This window comes from Acaryochloris marina MBIC11017, assembly GCF_000018105.1.
GTDB lineage: Bacteria > Cyanobacteriota > Cyanobacteriia > Thermosynechococcales > Thermosynechococcaceae > Acaryochloris > Acaryochloris marina.
The window spans coordinates 1-17,477 of record NC_009929.1 but is presented as its reverse complement, the minus strand read 5'-3'; the positions used below and the strand labels follow the sequence as shown (position 1 = coordinate 17,477).

Sequence of the window (17,477 nt, the reverse complement as noted above, 5' to 3'; positions counted from 1 at the left end):
AAATACACTGAAACCCGTGATCGATCAAGGGTTCAGCCTATTTAATTAAGGAGACACACAACCCATACCTAGTAGGGAAGTGTAAAGTTATATCTCTTGAGTTGGGTCTCAAGAGATATCTTGGAGGCAGCATTAGTAATAACTAATGCTGTTCGCGGATAAACCTAATCAAAATAAGGATAATTTTGGATAAGGTTAGTCTTATGACTATGAGCCGAATTAGAGTTCGACTAGAAGAGATATCCTTGTACTAGAAAAATGCTTAACGCGATCATACAACATATTCTCAATAGGTGATCGTCAGAATTTCTATGAGTATCAATATTAATCTCCGAGATTTTAAGAGCTTGTAATTTCAGTTAGGTGGATATTTTTTTCACTGTCTGGTTGATGGCTGTCCAGACTGTTAGTGCGTCTGTGCATCGTTGAGGATCAGGCTCAGCACAAAAGCACGAGCATTCTAGTTCATCTATCAAAATGAATAGTGAAGGATCAATAAGGTTGATCATTACAATAGGATCGTTTGCGTCAGTAGTGCCCGATAAGCAATTCTCAATGATTCCTCTTAATGTCTCTAAGTGTAGGTCTTCTCCATATGAGGTATGGAATAGTAAAGTATTGTGCACATTTGTTGGCTTCTCTGGTAACCAAGGTTTGTCTTTGCGTGGGAAAAATAACAGTAATGAAATTTCTATTGGTAACAATTTCTGAAATTTGGCTGACCCTGAGTCTCCACAAAACAAAAGATGGGATTTACCTAGCCTCCAAATATCGTCTATTTGAACCTTTTGAGATTGCTCAACAATAGTGTTGAGAGTAGCTGCTGGTTTTTTTCTCCTTTGTCGTTTGTTTGATTCATTAATCGTCTTAGTAGACTTGCCTATATTGCTGACATTAGTTATTCTCCCATCTGCGCCTTTGCGAAACTCTTTAGATTGATCATCAGTTGGATATATATCCTTCCGCAAACTTCCTACCGTTTTATGATCAACCCCACAACGCCTTGCAATTTCCCTATCACTCCATTCACGCCACTCAAAGTCACGCAGTAGTCTAATAACGGCACGGCGCTTATCAGCATTTGTCCGCCTTAAGCCATGTGCAGCGTTAGCGCCAACAGCATATAAAACAGCATCACGTTGAGTTCCAAGATGGACTTCAGCAGTAACTGATGTTTCCCCTATAGCTTCCTTAGCTCTGACCCGGTGGAAGCCATCGGCTAGCCAGTATTCTTCTCCGTCGAAGTAAACTATCACAGGAGGGAAAGTTGCCCCTTGTTTCATATCTTGAGCATAATCGTCAACAACTTCTTCAAATAATTTGGCACGAGGTTGCGTGCCTCCATCCATGCGAATTTCAGCTATCTCAACTGACTGGGTAGAAACTTCATGTAATTCTCTAGAGGCTTTCTTGGGCGGCATTCAGGGTTATTGGGTGACAACAACAATACCGCTATGAAAACATCTCAGCCTTTAAGCAACAAGCAATTCAGAGAATCGCTATAGTTTTTGTTAACTTGAGTTAAGTAAAGATCTTGGTTATCTGATCTTTGAGTTTCATTATCTTTGTTCCTTGTAGTTAGATGAGCACTATCAAAGAGATAGCTTAGTTAAGAGAATTGATACTGATATTACTCTTCACTACATGTACGGACATTCAATTTATGGAGTACCAATTTGTTGAGTGACTATCAAGTAAAGGAGTTTTGTCTCTGGGGAACTTCCCCAGAGAAATCTGGGCGCTGTTCTAGTTCGAACTAGTTCAAGACGGAGTGTAAAACGGTTTTGCGGCTACTTCCACAGTCCCTTACGACTAGCTGATTTATTTAAAAGGGCTTATTTGATTTTCTGTTGATCTATGCTAATTCGATTTTTGATTCGTGTTAGTTACAACAGCATAAAGTTTCGCTTCATGACGGGAGCCAAACTCCACCTCAGCTAGTATATAACTGTCTCCGTTTGCTTCTTTGGCTTTTATACGACTAAATCCGTCAGCCAGCCAATATTCAGAACCATCGTAGAAAACTGTGATAGGTGGAAAGTCAGCCCCTTTTCGCATAGCTTCTGCGAACTCTGATATTACAGCATCATTCGATTTAGATAGTACTTGAATCTCCTGATCTATTTTTATTTTGGAAATTGAAAGGTTTTCAGTGAGTTGCAAATCATATCTGTGAATAGACATCGTCGATACTAGAAATATAAAGTTACAGCTGCTTGAAGACTTGGATGACAGAATAGTTAGTTTCTGTACCTAAGCTTGGTTAGCCTGGTTGGAACTGCCATTTACCATCAGGAGCAATACTTTGTACTAAATCTTCTTAACAACTGTGCATTACTATCCCATTGAGGATATGCCCCATTGCAACCTTCAGGCTAGGATAACGAAAAATCAAGGACAGTAGGTTTTAAGGTACCTTGGGGTAAGTCAAATACCCTAGGGTTTCCCAAAACTTTATAGGATGTTTAGCTTATGCCCCGAATTTCCTATGGACCTGCGCAAAAAACAAGAGTATTACGAATTTTAGAATGCATACTTAGATTCGCTAATGATGAATTTGAACATACTCAAAAAATAAACATCCAATATAGTTGGCAAGAAGATGGGCTTCAGGAAAAAACACTGATTGTAAAAACTACAATCAATAATCTCAAATATCTGTGTGACCATTACGATTTACGAAACCCTTTGCAAAAAACAGATATTAGAGATGCACTACATTGCCTAAAAGATTTTTTGGGTATCCTTCAAGATCATCGTGTAAATAAGCAAGGTTCTCAAGATTGGCACTTTTCTCTAGAGCTTTGGTCAAAGAAAACAGACATAAATCTAAATGAAGTGAACTCTCTTTGGGAAAAGAATAAATCAAATAGAAGCAAAAAGGCTAGCATATCAAACAAACGAGATAATCAACTTAATAATATACCTGAAAATTATGCAAATTCATCTATCAAAAAAATAAGTCATCTGAAAAAATTTAATATTGATACTAGGTTTAATAAATTTCCCATTCCATTCAATATTGAAGAAAATTTGATTTGGCTTGAGAAAATTTATTTTGAAGAAATTATATTAATGCTAAATATCACAGATATTTTTAGCAGAGCGGCATATAGTAAACGAATCAAAGATGCAGAAAATGATTCATCTTTTCTTGCTTTCACTAAATCAAAGGAATCTTTGGTATGCGATCAAGAGAAAAAGCTTAATAGAACGACTCGTTTAGGTTGGAACCTTGAACAAGCAACCCGTGTGATCAACGAAAATCCAATACATTTAGTAGTCTCTCCTGCTCATGCAGGAACACTTGCCATATTAACTTATTTAAGAGAAAAAAATATTAATATAACCTTTGATTACCATCATCCTCACTCGGTTGAAATTGTTGAGAATGCAATATTCGATAATTTTTCAAGGCAAGTTGATGGTTTTACTCTAACCCTTGCTACCGCGAGTGTTCTTCTAAGGGAAAAAACAGGAAGATATACTTCATCATTTATGATGCCAAATATGACACATGGGATTTTATCTTCAAATATAGAATTAAATGAACGAAGTTTGGACGGTGAATACCTTTTAATGAAAGAAGTACCATCAACTGAATTTTTTATATATGAGAATCTAATTAATTCTAAGCTTCTAACAAAAAGCACTACAACAGAAATGGAGCCAGATGAAGTTACGCATGCTTTGAGTAATGGTGATAGCAATATAAGAACGATTATTGGATTCCCACATTATAATTTCAATCTTAAGTTCAACTCTTGTAATTTGCTTAATAATCCTATTGCTCAAATTAAACCTGTATTCTTGTTTTTACGTAGTTCCATAATTGTCAAATCTGACATTATCCCTCTTTTATCACTTTAGACAGATAAAAAATAGACTATTCTCAGTTTCTATTTTTCTAATGAGTGATGTCAGCTTCAAGAAGTCCAGAACCAACCATTGGCTTTGTTGATGAGTACTGCCAACTATTTGCAGAGTTATTTCCCCAAGTCCGCAGTTATGAAGCCTTCAAGCATCTCCATCTGGGGATGATTAGTGATATCAAACGTAAATCATTGCCCGCCATTGCAAGAGCAGTGGGCTTGGAGAACCATCAAAGCCTGCATCATTTTCTGAGTGAATCACCTTGGGTAGCGTCACATTTGTCTGACAAGAGATTGGACATCATCTTGAAAATACTGGATGGGCGCAGGTTAATTCTATTGATCGATGAGACGGGCGATTGCAAAAAAGGCAAGAGTACCGACTATGTGAAACGGCAGTATATCGGCAATGTGGGCAAGAAAGAGAATGGCATCGTCGCAGTCACTGCCTACGGGCTGTTTCAAGGGATGATTTTGCCTTTGTCCTTTGAAGTGTACAAACCCCGAGAACGTCTTAAAGAGGAGGATGAGTATCTCAGCAAACCCCAAATTGCTGCTGGAATGATCCGACAGTTGCAAGGGATGGGCTTTTGCTTTGAGCTCGTCCTGGCTGACAGCTTGTATGGGGAAGCTCAAACAAACTTTGTGAATGTCTTAGAGGAGTTAAAGCTGCCCTATATCCTAGCGATTCGTAGCAATCATGCGGTGTGGTTACCCGCAGAACAAGCAGTCTTTGCCGAACCGTGGCAGTCATTTGAACGAACCTTCAGCAATGGCACCACTGAAACTCGTTACAGGCAAGAGATCATTTATGGCCAGCGACACCACCAGAAGCGCTATTGGCTATTAACCACGGACCCCCAAACGCTACCAGAGAACTCAACCTCTTATGTCATGGCAGCGGCACCCGAGATCAAGCTGGATGAAATTGGGGATTGCTATGGCTTCAGAACTTGGATTGAGTATGGTCTCAAACAGTCTAAAGATACCTTGGGTTGGGCTGATTTTCGCATGACGCACTACGAACAAATTGAAAAGTGGTGGGAGATAGTGATGAGCGCTTTCTTGATGGTGAGTTTGTTCGCTGATGTCTTCAATGACTCTTGTCCAGTGGCACATCAACACTTTGCGCAGCATCCTTGGTGGGATAACCAAAACGGGTGGAAGAATCTGCTCAATAATGTGCGCTTGATCATTCAACCGTTAATCAGTTGGAATCTTCTAAAGCGCTGGTTAGAAGTCTTTCCCAGCCGTGCTTTGAAAAAGGGGTTTGAGCAACTCACATCAAAGATGGAGGCATTTTGCTGTCCACTGGTGAGGAAATTGCTCAAGCATCCTGATTTTCTCTCTGTCTAAAGTGATAAAAGAGGGTTATGCAGGCTTTATCAATATTGATTAGAGATGCTTGGTTATCAATACTAGAAAATCCCACTATCCTAAGATGTGTAATCCATCAGCTTATTCGACAAGAAGACTATATTGAAACTTTATCAAGAATAACAGGAATTAGTCGCCTTACATATAAAAAAGAACCATTTACATTCGAGCAGCTAGTTAAAGATGATAGGCTAATAATAAAACATCAAGCTAATGAAATTGACTTCAAAAAAACTGATGTAGGCTCAATTCTTAAATTAAGGCATCAAGTATTAAGAAATGGGTATCCAATCACTGAAGTTATGTTCAATGAAGATCACGATTATCAAAGTAGACATTATGGTGCTTTTGATAGACAAGAAAATAATATTTGCTGTGTTTCTTTAATTCAGTCATATTGGAATGGATTCCTAGCTTGGCAGCTAAGAGCAATGGCTACAGCACCTGAATGGAGATCTAAAGGAATAGGTCGAAAGATAATTGACTTTATGATTTCCGATTTAGAAAAAGATGAGCAACTTAGACATATTTGGTGTAATTGTAGAGTTCAATCTTCAGGTTTTTATAAGAAAATGGGATGGAGAGAGGCATCTAACCAATTTATTAATGGCAATGCCGGATTGTCAGTTAAGATGGTTAGAGAATTTTTTAAGACTAGCCATAGTAATAATGAAAATCTACACACCATCATTTGAAGAACTGAATTTTTGCTATGAATTAGAAAAGTCTTTTCCTTCTAATTCTGAAGATGCTAATGCAAAAGGTTTTTTTCTACCCGGAGCCTCATTTAAGGTTTATGAAGATTTACATGATACAGGCTATATAAAAGTTTTATCTCAAGATTCTAATCTAGTAGGATTTGTAATGGTTGTTCCTCCAAAGCATCAGATCTTAAGTAGATTACTAATTAATAACGAATCTCTCATTTGGTTTGATTCAGAGCAATTATACCCAAATGTAGATAATTGCTATTGGATTGCAAAAATAGCCGTTAAAGCTGAATTCATGCGAATGGGATATGCAAAAGCATTATACGATGACGTATTTCTAAATTTTGATGGGTTAACTGCACTTACAGCAACAGCTGTGAGTCCTCTAAGAAATCATGCATCTGAGAACTTTCATCGTGCCCTAGGTTTGAAAGCCTGTGGTTTATTTTTATCTGGAACAAAAGGAGAGCTTACTAATATCGTAAATATTTTGTGGAGAAAATAGTGCAATTATAATAGAGAACTATTATTGAATACTTAATAATAGTTCTCTGCTGAAGCCTATTTGATGTCATGATATTGTGTCTATCATGGCCTAAATATTAATAATATAAAGAGAAAAAAGTTTTAGAGAAACCTTAAAAATAGAACAAATACGTAATAAATAAAAAATGTGTACCGTTTGTTTATCCTAAGGTATGCAATGCATTGTGTGCTTTCTCCCCATTCTCTCCCCAATAGATGGCCTTGAGATTTTCCTTGGGGTCTTCTTCCCTCAGAGGGTTAATTTCAACAACAAACTCAGCGATCGCACGTCTTTCCTGGGTATATCGCAGGGATCTCTCTAGGAGTATTCCTTGTATAGCGAAGTGATTCATAATTTCTGATCTTAAGGCTAGATTAAAGGCCAGTAACGATTCGTGGAAAAAACTTTTACTTTCCCCAAAACCCAATTCTCTACACTAGAATGGCCGCAAGTCCGATCCCAGGGAGGTTCTCATGCCCTCTGCATCTATCGATAAGCTGAACCAGCTTAAAAGGCAGCTTCAGGATTGTATTAACCCCACTGCTGCCAAGCTACTCAAGAGTACGATTGCAAAGCTTGAAGCCCAGCTCAACTTAGGCCAGGACCAGATCGAGTTATCCAAGATAGACCAGTTAAAGACAACTAACACGAATTCTTTCAAGGTAGCTCAGCGGAAAGCTGCACACAAGAAATCAGAGAGGAAATCTAGGCAGAAGGCATCACAAAAACAAAGAACAACGTTGAAACCCCCTTCACTCAACAAAATAGAGCCAAAACCTGAAGTAATCTCTCAGAGCAAGAAGCTCCCAAATCCAGCCCAGGAAAAGCCGCATGTTAAGACTGTAGACACTCCTAACAGTAAGAATTCAAATTCAAAAAATCAAAAACAAGAAAAGACAACATCAAAGTCAAAATCAGGTGAACTTTCCGAGAAACCTCCACTGCTCCCTGGAAATGGCACTCATCGGGCTTGGTGCCGAATTCCCGGAATTATTCGAGTACGAGAGAAGGAGTTTGACGATGGGAGAACAAAGTCTCTGTATTTTGTGGAAGTTGATGGACAACCCATCAAACTCTTCCTATCGAAGAAGAGCTTTAAGAAAGTCAAGTCAGTTTTAGACAAACCAATCATGGTGTTTGGTTATCCCAATATCATGAATGGTCAGATTACATCTTTGCAGTTAACAGGTACCTCGCAACGGGCATCAGCAAAGACAGAGAACTGGGTATTGATCGGAGTATGGAGAGCAGATAAGCAAAGGGTTTTGATACAGCGGGATCAGGAGCGCGACCCAGAGATTCATATCCGCCAGCATTCCCCGCTCGTGAGTGAGGACTGCCTGGAGACGCTCAAGGATGGAAAGCTCTATGAGTTCATCTGCCATAGAGATGGCGTTACCGTCAAGGTTGTGGCTGTTGGAGAACGTTCAACGCCTAAGAGTAACGCTACTGAATCCACTGACCAGGAAATCACTGATCCAGAAATCAAAGATCAGAACATCATCGACCAAGTCCTTTCTAAATTGGAGTCTTCCACTCTCCAGGTATGATTGAATCTCGACCTTCCCTCAGCCTAAACGTTCTACTAACCGAAGAGCAGCTTGGATTTCTCGACTATTTGTACCCCAATGATGATCCAGAAGATGCTTTGATCAGGCTCCTTGAACGGGCTAGGAACCGAGCTATCCGCAAGGCCGAACAGCAGGTACATATCTTACATCCACGCCAGGAAGAAGCCGAGCAACCTGAGACCTCCCCTGATCAACCCAACAGCCAGGTTGATGAACAGGTGGAGAATCCGATTGGACAATTGCAAGAGCTTTGCCAGAAACAGCAAATATCGTTGCCCAGGTACGAGTTTTCAGAGATATCAGAAGGGTTTCGTTGTTTAGTGCAGTCGATGGGATTACAGGGAGTAGGCTAGGGAGCATCGAAGAAGAAAGCGAAGATGGGGGCTGCGGAGATGTTGTTGAAGAGAGCAGAGGAAGGTCTATGTCACATTTCACCCTCTAAAGGCTAAGGATGCGATTTTGAAGTGATGTGAACATTAAACTTATTTTTCGATTAAAGAAAAGCAAATTCCTTCATGGAAGAATTAAGACATACCTCTGAGCAAGTAATAGCATCATTCTGTGAACAATTTAGTCATATTCCCAGGACAATCTTCATCTGAAATATATTTGTCGAATCCGAGTTCTTTTAGGGAGGCTAAAGAAGCGGCACATTGCCTGAAGAACGGACAACTGCTACTCGTCAATTTAGAAAATCTATCTCCAAAATCGGCCCAGAGAATAAGTGATTATCTTGCAGGTTGTACTAACTCTTTATGTGGTGAATATACAGAAATAGGAAATGGTGTTTATCTGTTTGCTCCTCAAACTTTTCCAATTGTGAAACAATCCAAGTATTGAGACTTTAGTGCATTTGAGGATTCCCCAATGACTCCCCCAATCGTTGCCCTCAACCCCAAGCTTGTACCCAAGACCATCATCCCACAACTACCTAAGTCCGTCCCTTCCTTGCCCAAACTGGTTAGTAGGACAGCATTTCCTAAGAAAACACCGGAAGGAACCCGGCCAGCCAAGCTAGAACAAGGGCATGAGGAGCTGGGAGGACTACGCCGGAGTTCTAGGCGAACTCACCGATCAGCCAAACCTGAGTACTCTCCCAAGACCCAGACCTCAGAAGCTGCCCAGACTAGTCAACCGAGAACCCCTAGAGTGTCGGCAGAGCTGGAGCGGCGATTCAAGAATCTGGAGCTGAAACAGAAGAATTTGGTTGAGCAGACCAGGACGCGAGGGGAGCTGGAGTATCTGGCTGTTTCCAAGAATGAGTCTGAGGAGTACTTGATTACGGTGGCAGGGACGGGGAAGCCTTTCGTGAGGAATACGTTTGCTACGCCGGAGTTCTGTTGGGAGTGCGCTGTTGAAATTGAGGAGAACTTTGAGATTGGGGAAGTGATTGAGCTAAGGCCACCGGAGACGATGGAGCGGATTGGGGAGATGGTCGGAGTGTGGTTGGAGCGGGAGAGAGTGACGAGGGTTTGGGGGTGAGTTGAGTTTGGGAGTGAGTTGAGTTTTGGGCAAATGCCGAAGCAGTAGACTAGGCAATTTCTCTCGAAAATGACCTAATCATAAGAATCATTTCTATCAAGCGTCTTAAGCATTATTACTTAGGTATAAATGCTACGTTGAACTAAAGCGTAGCCAAAGATGCCTGAATTCATGAATAATCAGAGCAATAAGCAGCATTCTATCTTGGTAGTTGATGATGAAGGGCCGATTCGACGAATTTTAGACACTAGGCTATCCATGATGGGCTATCACGTCTTCACTGCTGCTGACGGCGTAGAAGCATTAGAAATCTTTGATCGTCAGCACCCTGATTTGATTGTTTTAGATGTTATGATGCCCAGACTGGATGGGTATGGTGTCTGTCGGGCCATCCGCAAGACCTCGAGAGTTCCGATCATTATGCTGACGGCACTTTCTGAGGTAGGAGATCGGGTTACTGGCTTAGAAATGGGTGCAGATGATTACATGGTCAAGCCCTTTTCACCTAAGGAATTAGAATCACGAGTGCGATGCATCATACGCCGAATGGGTTCTCTAAAGCCTTTTAATTATCGAGTTACCGGAGTGCTAAACATCGGTTCACTCCGGATTGACACCAACAAGCGGAAGGTCTTCAGAGGTCAAGAACGTATCATCCTAACCCACATGGAATTTAGTCTGTTAGAACTATTGGCAAGTACCCCTGGAGCAGTAGTGTCTCGTCAAGAGTTGTTAGAGAAAGTGTGGGGATATAGTAATGGGACCATCGTTGACTCGCGAGTAGTTGATGTCCATGTGTCTCGCCTACGGAATAAGCTCAAAGCCAATCAGGTTGGAACCGAACTTATCCATACGATTCGAGGGGTAGGTTATACACTGAAATGCGAACAATCTCCTAACTAGATGGATGTCGAAGCGAGTTAGAGACGCTGACCATCTCCAAGAATAACTTAGGGCAATAATAGTTTTGGTGAAGAGAACGGGGAAGCCTTTCGTGAGGGAATCGTTTGCTACACCGGGGGTTTGATTTGAGTGCGCCGTCGAAATTGAAGAGAACTTTGAGATTTTACAAGTGATTGAGCTTCGTCCACAGAAGGAGATGAAGCGGATCTGGGAGAGGGTTCAGGCGGAGTTTGAGTGGGAGCGGGTAGCGGAGTGTTGGGGTTAAAAGGTCTTTCCTATCTGGTTCTCAGTTGCTTAGTAGGGTTGAGTATCTTGCTCTTTCAAGGAAAAAAACCTCAATTCAGTGTAATTCTGAATGAAAGATGGAGGTGCATTTGAATGTTAAGAACAGGTATGAATCTGGGAGAGTTGAGCATTTTATCTGAATGGTAGCTGCATTTGCTTTCCAGTCCACTCTTGAATTTCAGGATCTTTGAGTCTTAGTTGAAGGATACATAATTGACGTTGGATATCCAGTAATTTCTGGGAGAGACTGGCTTGTCCAACACTACGGGAGTGTAGTTCAGCGCTTTGAGCAGCAGCGTGGGTCTGTTCAGCTAAATTCCTTGGACTCCATAGGTGCTGCCCTAAGTTAGTAGGTCTATGCTTGAAATCAGTCATTAGAAACCTTCTATTATCTGCGTTGGTGAAGTTGAGTCTATTGATAGCCAGATAGTTCCCCGTCAATGAGTTGATTTGGACAAGCGATCGCACAATTTAACCTACATATTTTCTTTGCCGTTATTGGTATCTGAGTGTCTCATTATGATTTGTTTGAGAGTTGACTTCACCCCCTTAACCTGGCTGACCGACAGATATCCAAGGTTAGGTATCTAATCCTATTTATTAGAATGTAGTTTCAGAATAGGCAGAGAGCATTTTGAGTTTGAGGCTGAGTGGTGAAAGATAACGATCAAACAACCAAGCAGTACTCTAGCAAAGACTTGAAACAGAGAAAGACTTGGTACTCTCCCGCAGCAGAGGCTTACAACAGAACACGACCTCATTATCCTGATACATTGATTAGTCGAGTTGTCGAGTTAACTCAACTTGAAAATGGGTCGAGAATTCTTGAAATAGGTTGTGGCCCTGGAACTGCAACAGTTTCGTTTGCTAACCTGGGTTTTTCAATGCTCTGTCTTGAGCCAAACCCAGACTTTTACGAGATTGCTCGGAGAAATTGTTCTCACTACCCAAATCTCGAGATCAAAAACACCTCATTTGAGGAATGGAAACCAGAAGCAAAGCCGTTTAACGCTGTTTTAGCAGCAACTTCGATTCATTGGATTCCGGCAGAAGTTGCGTACCCTAAAGTGGCCAATGCATTACAGGATAATGGAGTGCTCATACTGTTATGGAATGTGCCAGCCATTCCTTATCGAGAGTTCCATCAGGTGTTACAGGATGTGTATCAAATCCATGCTCCATCCCTGTCTCACTACAAAGGCAGAGAAACTCATGAGGCTGAATTGAGAGAACTAGGACAGATTGTTGCTACCTCAGATCAATTCGAAGGCATCGTTTTCGAACAGATTATTTGGGAGACCTCATATAGTGTGGATGAATATTTGACACTGTTGAGTACCTTTTCACAATACTTGGAGTTAGATGAAAAAAGCAGGAAAGACTTGTTCGTAGGATTGCAGAAGAAAATAGACAATCACTTTGCAGGTCACATCAAACTCTTGAACATTTCTGCCTTTCACATTGCCCGAAAAAGATAACTTCTTCAATTTTCAACTCTATTCCGGACGGACTACCTCAGTCAGTGTCCTCAAAAAACCTTCAGATCAGTCAACCGCGAACTCCAAGAGAATCTGTGGAGCTGGAACTTTCCGCTGGCTCTGATGTCATGGAGAGTAACCTATCAGGTGAGATCCTAGGCTTGAGCATGTATCAACAGACTGCCTGGAGTATTCACGAAACGCTGAGGATGTGCCTGGACTTGGTCGCAGAGGAGCACTGGTTTATGAACAATCTTCTTCCCTTTCAAGCAATATCGCCCCATAAAATCCGTGTGTTTCACCCCAAGTCATTTGAAGATGCTGAGGAAGCAATCAACGCGATGAAAACGGATGATATGCTCCTAGTGAATTTGGCGGCTTTAGAAACCAAGCTAGCTCAGAGGCTAACAGACTACTTGGCTGGCAGTACTTTTGCGCTGTCAGGAGAGCAAATGGAGATTGGTAGAGGCATTTTTCTATTTGCTCCACCATCATTCCTGATCTCAAGAATGATGGCTTCAGCTTGAATCTTGAACGTCTTTACTCTACTGATCGGACATCAGGTCTTTTTACGAGACTTTTGAGTCTTTGAGGTTGTTGCTTTAGATTCAGCTTTTAGACTTGGATCGTAGATATAGCACATTGGTACGTTTGCTTTTTTCCAAAGATTATTTTTAGCCCCCTGGTACATGGCGGCTTTAATCCTACCCCGCTCAGCTTTCTGATCATCTTTACTTAGTTCACCAAACAGTCTCACAATCAAATCATCGTAATGCATGACTTTCCCAGGATTTTCCTGCATGATCTGTGTGATCGCATCAATTTTCTTCATCTGGTCATAGGGCTTGTTCATTGTCAGAACGCTGGATGAAGAGCTGCTTGTTTTCTTCTGACTTTTCTTCTTTGCTGTTGCCTGAGATACAGCTTTCTTGGAAGTTGAGGATTTTCTCTTCCCGGATGAGGGCGAAGCTTTTTGAGCGGCTTTCTTTGGGGTAGCTTCAGCGTCAACTTCCGGTTTTACTTTCTCCTTTGTCTTTGCAGTTGAAGCTGGCTTCTTAGGGGGTGTAGACTTCTTCTTTGAAGCAGCTTTTGGAGTAGCTTTCTTAGACTTGGCTTTAAGTTCTACTGTGTCGGCAGTTTTAGAAACTGGTTCTGGTGAGGTGAGTGAATCTGCTTCACCTTGAAGGATTGAAAGGATGTCTGAACCTAACAAAGGATCTTCAATCAACGTATCCAGAGACGTGATTTTGGTCTTGAGTTGACTCGTTTGAGCTTCAAGTTCAGCGAGTGTCTCCTGGTAGTGAGTCTTTAACTCAAGGAGTACTGTGGAGTATTTGTTGTCAGGGGCCATAGTTCGTCGTAGATCAGTGTATTTATTTCAGCAAAACTAAGAATGCTAACGTATAGCATTCCCAGAATTAACTTCCTTTGTATCTAATCATTAATGGGCTACATTCGGCATTTCTGGAGGATTTCATCATCATTCCCTTTGTAAATAGCAACGGTTCCAAGATTGGCCGAGCTACTCGAAGCTTCACTTTCACTTGTTGAGATAGCATTACTGAGGATTGCGATAGATTGCTGCGTTAACTGGCACGTTGAATTCGGTTAATCTTCTCTACGATCAGACTTGCCTGTTGCTCAACATATTCTTTTTCACCCATCTAGTGTGTCACTTTTGTGATTTTGAGCTGCCCTTGTAGAATCAGTTGGTCGCCAGGTTGTAGGGAAAGGTGGGCGTTTCTCCATTTTCACCCCAGTAAATTGCTTTGAGGTTTTCGGGCGGATCTTCTTCTCGTAATGGAGGAATAGTGACTACAAATTCAGCGATGGCCTGACCATCTTGGGTATGCCGCAAATCTTTGGCTTGATGGGAGGTCTGAAAAGCACAGTGGTTCATAATGTCATTGATTATGGGGCTAGGCTTAGATAGTGGTTCGTCATAGCCAGACCCTTAGATTCTGCTGGAATCCTTCTTCTCTAGATTAGAATACCTGCAAGTCTGCTCCTAGCGAGATTTTCCTCTCCCATGCCTTCTTCAACTTTAGAAAAGCTTTCACAACTGCGTTCTCAACTCCAGCAATGCAGCAACCCCACTGCTGCCAAGGTACTCAAAAGTGCAATTAAAAAACTTGAAGCCCAGCTTGACCCAGGCCAGTCCAAGACCACAGCATCCAAGATAGCCCAGCGAAAAGCTGCATTAAGGCACTCCAAGAAGCAGGCCAAACAGAAATCATTGCAGCAAGAAAGAACAACGCTGAAACCCCCTTTATCGCAAAAGCTGGAGTCAAAGCCTGAAGGCGTACTTCAACATAAAAAGCCCATAACGTTAGATCAGGAAAAACCAATCGAACAGGCAAAGTCGACAGCGGCGGTGCAAGATGAGAAACCTAAGCCACTGACTCAGGATAGTCCACCAGCAAAGACTGAAACGACTCCCAAAAGCAAGAACCGTTTCTCCCCAGATGTCATTAAAATAGCCAAGCGCCTTGTCCTCGCTGATGAACTCTGGGAACGTCCCCAAGTTCAAGGCATCACCATCGATGGACCGACTTCTCGAGACCTGGATGACGCTATCTGGATTGAAGCGACTGAGTCAGGGGTAGTCCTCTCCGTACATATTGCCGATGTCTCCGAACTCGTGGAGATGGGCTCGATATTGGATAAGGTAGCCCTCTCTCGCACAGTCACACGCTATTTCAGCAATGGGAACGCACCCATGCTGCCAAGACCCCTGTCCGAAAATAAGCTGAGCCTGCTGGAAGGTGAAGCCCGACCTACCGTTACCGTTCAGGTTACCCTCAACCCGAACGCCCAGATGGTTGACGTCAAAATCTTTGAATCCTGGCTGGTAAGTCACAAACGCTTTACCTATGCTGAAGCCTCCCAGCCTAAATCATCTACTCCTTTTCATAACACTCTGGAAATGGCTCACCAATGGGCCTCCCATCTGTACCGAAATCGGCTGACATCAGGTTCAATTGGAGCGACCCAGACGGCTCAAGGCCAGTGGCTCACAGAAGAAGGCAGCCTTATCCAAGGTAAACTTCATCCAAGCCATATCCTCATTCAAGAATTTATGATCCTGGCGAACCTCGCCGTCGCTCAATGGTTAGCCGATCAGGATATCCCAGCGCTGTATCGGAATCACACCGCCAGAGCCATTGCCCCAGATCGGGAAACAATGTACCAAATGTTGTTGATGTTAGGGTCAAATGCAGCCATTCGTCAACGGTTGCACAGTTGGATGAATCGGGCCGTGTATAGTCCCGTCTTGATAGGGCATTTTGCCCTGAACCTGCCTGCCTATTGCCACTTCACCAGTCCGATTCGCAGAGTCGCTGACCTGATCAACCATCGGATTGTCAAAGCCCGCCTCAAGCAGCAAGACCTACCCTATACCCAGTCTGAGCTGGAGGAATTGGGACAGCATATTGCCCAGGTCAAGGATGAGCATAAAGAGCAGGCCTCGGAGTTCTTCAAAGCAGCCCATCAAAAGGTCTACCAGGAGCAACTTCAGACCCCCGAAGACTTAGCAAATCTCACTGGGAAAGAATTCACACGACTCCTGAAATATGCGGTTGAGTCTCAGGGGGTTGATCACCTTCGCAGTGAACTTGTGAACCGGTTAGACGCTGAGCAATTAGCCGTACAGGATCTCTACCTATTGCTCTTTCAGTCCAAAGAACTTGAGCTACATCAGCAAGTGATTCAGTATCTGTCTAGCCATATCCATGATGCGGCGAGTGTGATCACCATTGCCTCCAATCGAGAAGGGAACTGGGAAGCATTTAAATATCTAGAAGCGGAGAATAAACCACCATTCCATGTTTGGCTAGAGGTGAAAATTTCTGGAGACACTTTAACGACGATTCATCCCGCTACCCATTCCCGCAAACAACCCGCTCGTCATCACGCTTGTTTGATATGGATAGAAGCTTAGAATCCACCACAGCTTAGTCTCACCAGAGCAACGAGCACAGCCAGTACTACCTGAGCCGCAGTTCAAGTCTGGTAATGAAGACATAAAACGAGTAACAGCACCCTTATCCAAATCAATGCATACGGCATTGGTGAAGCCCCTTAAGGAGGGGCAGAACTTTGTCGGGATGCTGGTTGATGTTTGTCAAACCTTAAGATGGGAGACCCCTGTGTACACAATGGTCAGTTCCGATGAATGGTTTATCTGCGAGTGTGAGTTATCGGTTTTAGGTCAGCAGCTTGAAGGGAGTGGGGTAGCAAAGAAGAAGAAATTGGCGAAGAGTATCGCCGCTAGAGAGATACTAGAGCAATTGAGAGAACGAGGTCAACAGCAATTGCAAGAGTGGCTGGAGAGAGCAACTTAACCGCATAGAAAAAACTCTCTCCCAGTCCATTCTTCCTGAGACTGGGAGAGCCCATCATCGAATTTCAGATTGCGTTAAAAACGGTTTCGACCACTAAAGTTGTTATTACCTCTATTGTTCTCACGAGGTCTAGCCTTGTTTACTTTGAGTGTTCGCCCCATCCATTCAGCCCCTTCGAGTTCTTCAATAGCCTTGGATTCTTCGGCATCGTTGCCCAATTCAACAAAGGCAAATCCTCGCATTCTGCCAGTCTCGCGGTCTTTGGGAACATGAACGTTAGAGACGGCCCCATATTCAGCAAACACGGCCTGAATTTCATCTTGGGTAACGTCGTAAGAAAGGTTACCAACGTAAATCGACATAAACAAATATCCAAAATCAATAAGGTGAGGAGATATAGATTTCGGTGCGCGGTCTTGGGAATTAAACTGGCGGATACCAAACAATTCTGAAAACAAACGTAAAACCGATACTTGCATCTCAATTGCAATACTAACTGATCCCCAATTTTCCGTTTAGGTGAACTAATAAACTTTACAGATATTTAGGTTAGTAAAGATTAAAATTTTATCCCCAGATTTTCCCCACATTTCCCACAATATTTCCCATGTTATCCACATCTGATGGGATGATTTCCACAGGTCTATACTGTAGGGCTTGATGTTCAGCTATTTCTGTGGAATATTCTAGAAACTGAAGTCAGCTTATTCTATGATAGATATGGCTTTGAGGCCATTAAATGTATTTCAAAAATAGATTGACATTCTCGTAGGTTGGTAGCAAGATATAACTCCCAGCGATAAGGCTTGCACTCAACTTAACAAGCTGAAGGGCGGAGGAGTTTTACCACCAGCTTGGTTAGCTCATGAGGGCAACATTTGTTGTGCTTAGTTTTTGAAATAAAAACCATCGTTGATAACCCTACTA

20 protein-coding genes are annotated in these 17,477 nt (G+C 42.3%); 13 read left to right on the top strand and 7 right to left on the bottom strand.

Annotated features, from left to right (window positions below; all coding sequences use genetic code 11):
- Positions 1–359 precede the first annotated feature (359 nt).
- Complete coding sequence (locus AM1_RS33560; RefSeq protein WP_012167845.1) at positions 360–1,421, bottom strand: ParB N-terminal domain-containing protein; 1,062 nt, start codon at positions 1,419–1,421, stop codon at positions 360–362.
- Between the two features lie 439 nt (positions 1,422–1,860).
- A complete protein-coding gene (locus AM1_RS33555) occupies positions 1,861–2,184 on the bottom strand; it encodes a hypothetical protein (RefSeq protein WP_012167846.1) in 324 nt (107 codons plus the stop codon).
- 288 nt (positions 2,185–2,472) lie between these two features.
- On the opposite strand from AM1_RS33555, the gene AM1_RS33550 reads away from it, so the two are divergent.
- The 4 genes from AM1_RS33550 to AM1_RS33535 are packed head-to-tail and all read left to right on the top strand — an operon-like array spanning position 2,473 to position 6,464.
- Positions 2,473–3,870 (top strand): hypothetical protein, encoded by a 1,398-nt coding sequence (locus tag AM1_RS33550; RefSeq protein ID WP_012167847.1) that lies wholly within the window; start codon positions 2,473–2,475, stop codon positions 3,868–3,870.
- A gap of 47 nt (positions 3,871–3,917) precedes the next feature.
- Positions 3,918–5,228, top strand: a complete 1,311-nt coding sequence (locus AM1_RS33545) for an IS701-like element ISAcma8 family transposase (protein ID WP_012160919.1) — start codon at positions 3,918–3,920, stop codon at positions 5,226–5,228.
- A 17-nt stretch (positions 5,229–5,245) separates the two neighbouring features.
- A complete protein-coding gene (locus AM1_RS43715) occupies positions 5,246–5,944 on the top strand; it encodes a GNAT family N-acetyltransferase (protein ID WP_012167848.1) in 699 nt (232 codons plus the stop codon).
- A complete protein-coding gene (locus AM1_RS33535) occupies positions 5,919–6,464 on the top strand; it encodes a GNAT family N-acetyltransferase (protein WP_012167849.1) in 546 nt (181 codons plus the stop codon). Before AM1_RS43715 ends, AM1_RS33535 begins: the two co-directional genes overlap by 26 nt.
- A gap of 181 nt (positions 6,465–6,645) precedes the next feature.
- Here the strand turns inward: AM1_RS33535 and AM1_RS33530 are convergent, their stop codons facing one another.
- Positions 6,646–6,837: a single stranded DNA-binding domain-containing protein gene (locus AM1_RS33530; RefSeq protein WP_012167850.1), complete on the bottom strand. Its 192-nt coding sequence runs from the start codon at positions 6,835–6,837 to the stop codon at positions 6,646–6,648.
- Positions 6,838–6,958: 121 nt separating this feature from the next.
- On the opposite strand from AM1_RS33530, the gene AM1_RS33525 reads away from it, so the two are divergent.
- The 5 genes from AM1_RS33525 (at position 6,959) to rpaB (ending at position 10,441) form a co-directional block, all read left to right on the top strand.
- Positions 6,959–8,035 carry a hypothetical protein gene (locus tag AM1_RS33525; protein ID WP_012167851.1) on the top strand — a complete coding sequence of 359 codons (1,077 nt, stop codon included), beginning with the start codon at positions 6,959–6,961 and terminating at the stop codon, positions 8,033–8,035.
- On the top strand, positions 8,032–8,409 hold the full coding sequence (locus AM1_RS33520) for a dsRNA-binding motif domain-containing protein (RefSeq protein WP_012167852.1): 378 nt from the start codon (positions 8,032–8,034) through the stop codon (positions 8,407–8,409). The genes AM1_RS33525 and AM1_RS33520 overlap by 4 nt, the downstream gene beginning before the upstream one ends.
- 208 nt (positions 8,410–8,617) lie before the next feature.
- Positions 8,618–8,896: a cell division protein SepF gene (locus AM1_RS44600; RefSeq protein WP_012167854.1), complete on the top strand. Its 279-nt coding sequence runs from the start codon at positions 8,618–8,620 to the stop codon at positions 8,894–8,896.
- Positions 8,897–8,923: 27 nt separating this feature from the next.
- A complete protein-coding gene (locus AM1_RS33515; protein ID WP_012167855.1) occupies positions 8,924–9,538 on the top strand; it encodes a hypothetical protein in 615 nt (204 codons plus the stop codon).
- A gap of 159 nt (positions 9,539–9,697) precedes the next feature.
- Positions 9,698–10,441: a response regulator transcription factor RpaB gene (gene rpaB, locus AM1_RS33510; RefSeq protein WP_012167856.1), complete on the top strand. Its 744-nt coding sequence runs from the start codon at positions 9,698–9,700 to the stop codon at positions 10,439–10,441.
- Positions 10,442–10,858: 417 nt separating this feature from the next.
- On the opposite strand, the gene AM1_RS33505 is transcribed toward rpaB, so the two are convergent.
- Positions 10,859–11,101 carry a hypothetical protein gene (locus AM1_RS33505; protein WP_012167858.1) on the bottom strand — a complete coding sequence of 81 codons (243 nt, stop codon included), beginning with the start codon at positions 11,099–11,101 and terminating at the stop codon, positions 10,859–10,861.
- Between the two features lie 278 nt (positions 11,102–11,379).
- Between AM1_RS33505 and AM1_RS33500 the strand changes: the two genes are divergently transcribed.
- Positions 11,380–12,204 carry a class I SAM-dependent methyltransferase gene (locus AM1_RS33500; RefSeq protein WP_041661379.1) on the top strand — a complete coding sequence of 275 codons (825 nt, stop codon included), beginning with the start codon at positions 11,380–11,382 and terminating at the stop codon, positions 12,202–12,204.
- Positions 12,205–12,248: 44 nt separating this feature from the next.
- Complete coding sequence (locus tag AM1_RS33495) at positions 12,249–12,731, top strand: cell division protein SepF (RefSeq protein WP_012167860.1); 483 nt, start codon at positions 12,249–12,251, stop codon at positions 12,729–12,731.
- Positions 12,732–12,763: 32 nt separating this feature from the next.
- Here AM1_RS33495 and AM1_RS33490 read toward each other — a convergent pair whose 3' ends face one another.
- The gene (locus AM1_RS33490) at positions 12,764–13,555 is read right to left on the bottom strand and encodes a hypothetical protein (RefSeq protein ID WP_012167861.1); all 792 of its coding nucleotides are present in this window, start codon (positions 13,553–13,555) and stop codon (positions 12,764–12,766) included.
- 354 nt (positions 13,556–13,909) lie between these two features.
- Positions 13,910–14,104: a hypothetical protein gene (locus AM1_RS42800; RefSeq protein WP_012167863.1), complete on the bottom strand. Its 195-nt coding sequence runs from the start codon at positions 14,102–14,104 to the stop codon at positions 13,910–13,912.
- Between the two features lie 129 nt (positions 14,105–14,233).
- Between AM1_RS42800 and AM1_RS33480 the strand changes: the two genes are divergently transcribed.
- Both AM1_RS33480 and AM1_RS43710 read left to right on the top strand, forming a co-directional pair.
- Positions 14,234–16,147 (top strand): ribonuclease catalytic domain-containing protein, encoded by a 1,914-nt coding sequence (locus AM1_RS33480; RefSeq protein WP_012167864.1) that lies wholly within the window; start codon positions 14,234–14,236, stop codon positions 16,145–16,147.
- 115 nt (positions 16,148–16,262) lie between these two features.
- Positions 16,263–16,550 carry a double-stranded RNA binding motif domain-containing protein gene (locus AM1_RS43710; RefSeq protein WP_041661378.1) on the top strand — a complete coding sequence of 96 codons (288 nt, stop codon included), beginning with the start codon at positions 16,263–16,265 and terminating at the stop codon, positions 16,548–16,550.
- A gap of 74 nt (positions 16,551–16,624) precedes the next feature.
- Here AM1_RS43710 and AM1_RS33470 read toward each other — a convergent pair whose 3' ends face one another.
- On the bottom strand, positions 16,625–16,912 hold the full coding sequence (locus AM1_RS33470; protein ID WP_012166606.1) for an RNA recognition motif domain-containing protein: 288 nt from the start codon (positions 16,910–16,912) through the stop codon (positions 16,625–16,627).
- Between the last annotated feature and the right edge of the window lie 565 nt (positions 16,913–17,477).

Bases quoted from the DNA above. Each gene is read 5' to 3' on its own strand.
- AM1_RS33505 (WP_012167858.1), bottom strand. From the start codon at position 11,101: ATGACTGATTTCAAGCATAGACCTACTAACTTAGGGCAGCACCTATGG.
- AM1_RS42800 (WP_012167863.1), bottom strand. From the start codon at position 14,104: ATGAACCACTGTGCTTTTCAGACCTCCCATCAAGCCAAAGATTTGCGG.
- AM1_RS33560 (WP_012167845.1), bottom strand. From the start codon at position 1,421: ATGCCGCCCAAGAAAGCCTCTAGAGAATTACATGAAGTTTCTACCCAG.
- AM1_RS33545 (WP_012160919.1), top strand. From the start codon at position 3,918: ATGTCAGCTTCAAGAAGTCCAGAACCAACCATTGGCTTTGTTGATGAG.
- AM1_RS33470 (WP_012166606.1), bottom strand. From the start codon at position 16,912: ATGTCGATTTACGTTGGTAACCTTTCTTACGACGTTACCCAAGATGAA.
- AM1_RS33525 (WP_012167851.1), top strand. From the start codon at position 6,959: ATGCCCTCTGCATCTATCGATAAGCTGAACCAGCTTAAAAGGCAGCTT.
- AM1_RS33530 (WP_012167850.1), bottom strand. From the start codon at position 6,837: ATGAATCACTTCGCTATACAAGGAATACTCCTAGAGAGATCCCTGCGA.
- AM1_RS33550 (WP_012167847.1), top strand. From the start codon at position 2,473: ATGCCCCGAATTTCCTATGGACCTGCGCAAAAAACAAGAGTATTACGA.
- AM1_RS33555 (WP_012167846.1), bottom strand. From the start codon at position 2,184: ATGTCTATTCACAGATATGATTTGCAACTCACTGAAAACCTTTCAATT.
- AM1_RS33515 (WP_012167855.1), top strand. From the start codon at position 8,924: ATGACTCCCCCAATCGTTGCCCTCAACCCCAAGCTTGTACCCAAGACC.
- AM1_RS33535 (WP_012167849.1), top strand. From the start codon at position 5,919: ATGAAAATCTACACACCATCATTTGAAGAACTGAATTTTTGCTATGAA.
- AM1_RS43710 (WP_041661378.1), top strand. From the start codon at position 16,263: ATGCATACGGCATTGGTGAAGCCCCTTAAGGAGGGGCAGAACTTTGTC.
- rpaB (WP_012167856.1), top strand. From the start codon at position 9,698: ATGCCTGAATTCATGAATAATCAGAGCAATAAGCAGCATTCTATCTTG.
- AM1_RS33490 (WP_012167861.1), bottom strand. From the start codon at position 13,555: ATGGCCCCTGACAACAAATACTCCACAGTACTCCTTGAGTTAAAGACT.
- AM1_RS33520 (WP_012167852.1), top strand. From the start codon at position 8,032: ATGATTGAATCTCGACCTTCCCTCAGCCTAAACGTTCTACTAACCGAA.
- AM1_RS33480 (WP_012167864.1), top strand. From the start codon at position 14,234: ATGCCTTCTTCAACTTTAGAAAAGCTTTCACAACTGCGTTCTCAACTC.
- AM1_RS43715 (WP_012167848.1), top strand. From the start codon at position 5,246: ATGCAGGCTTTATCAATATTGATTAGAGATGCTTGGTTATCAATACTA.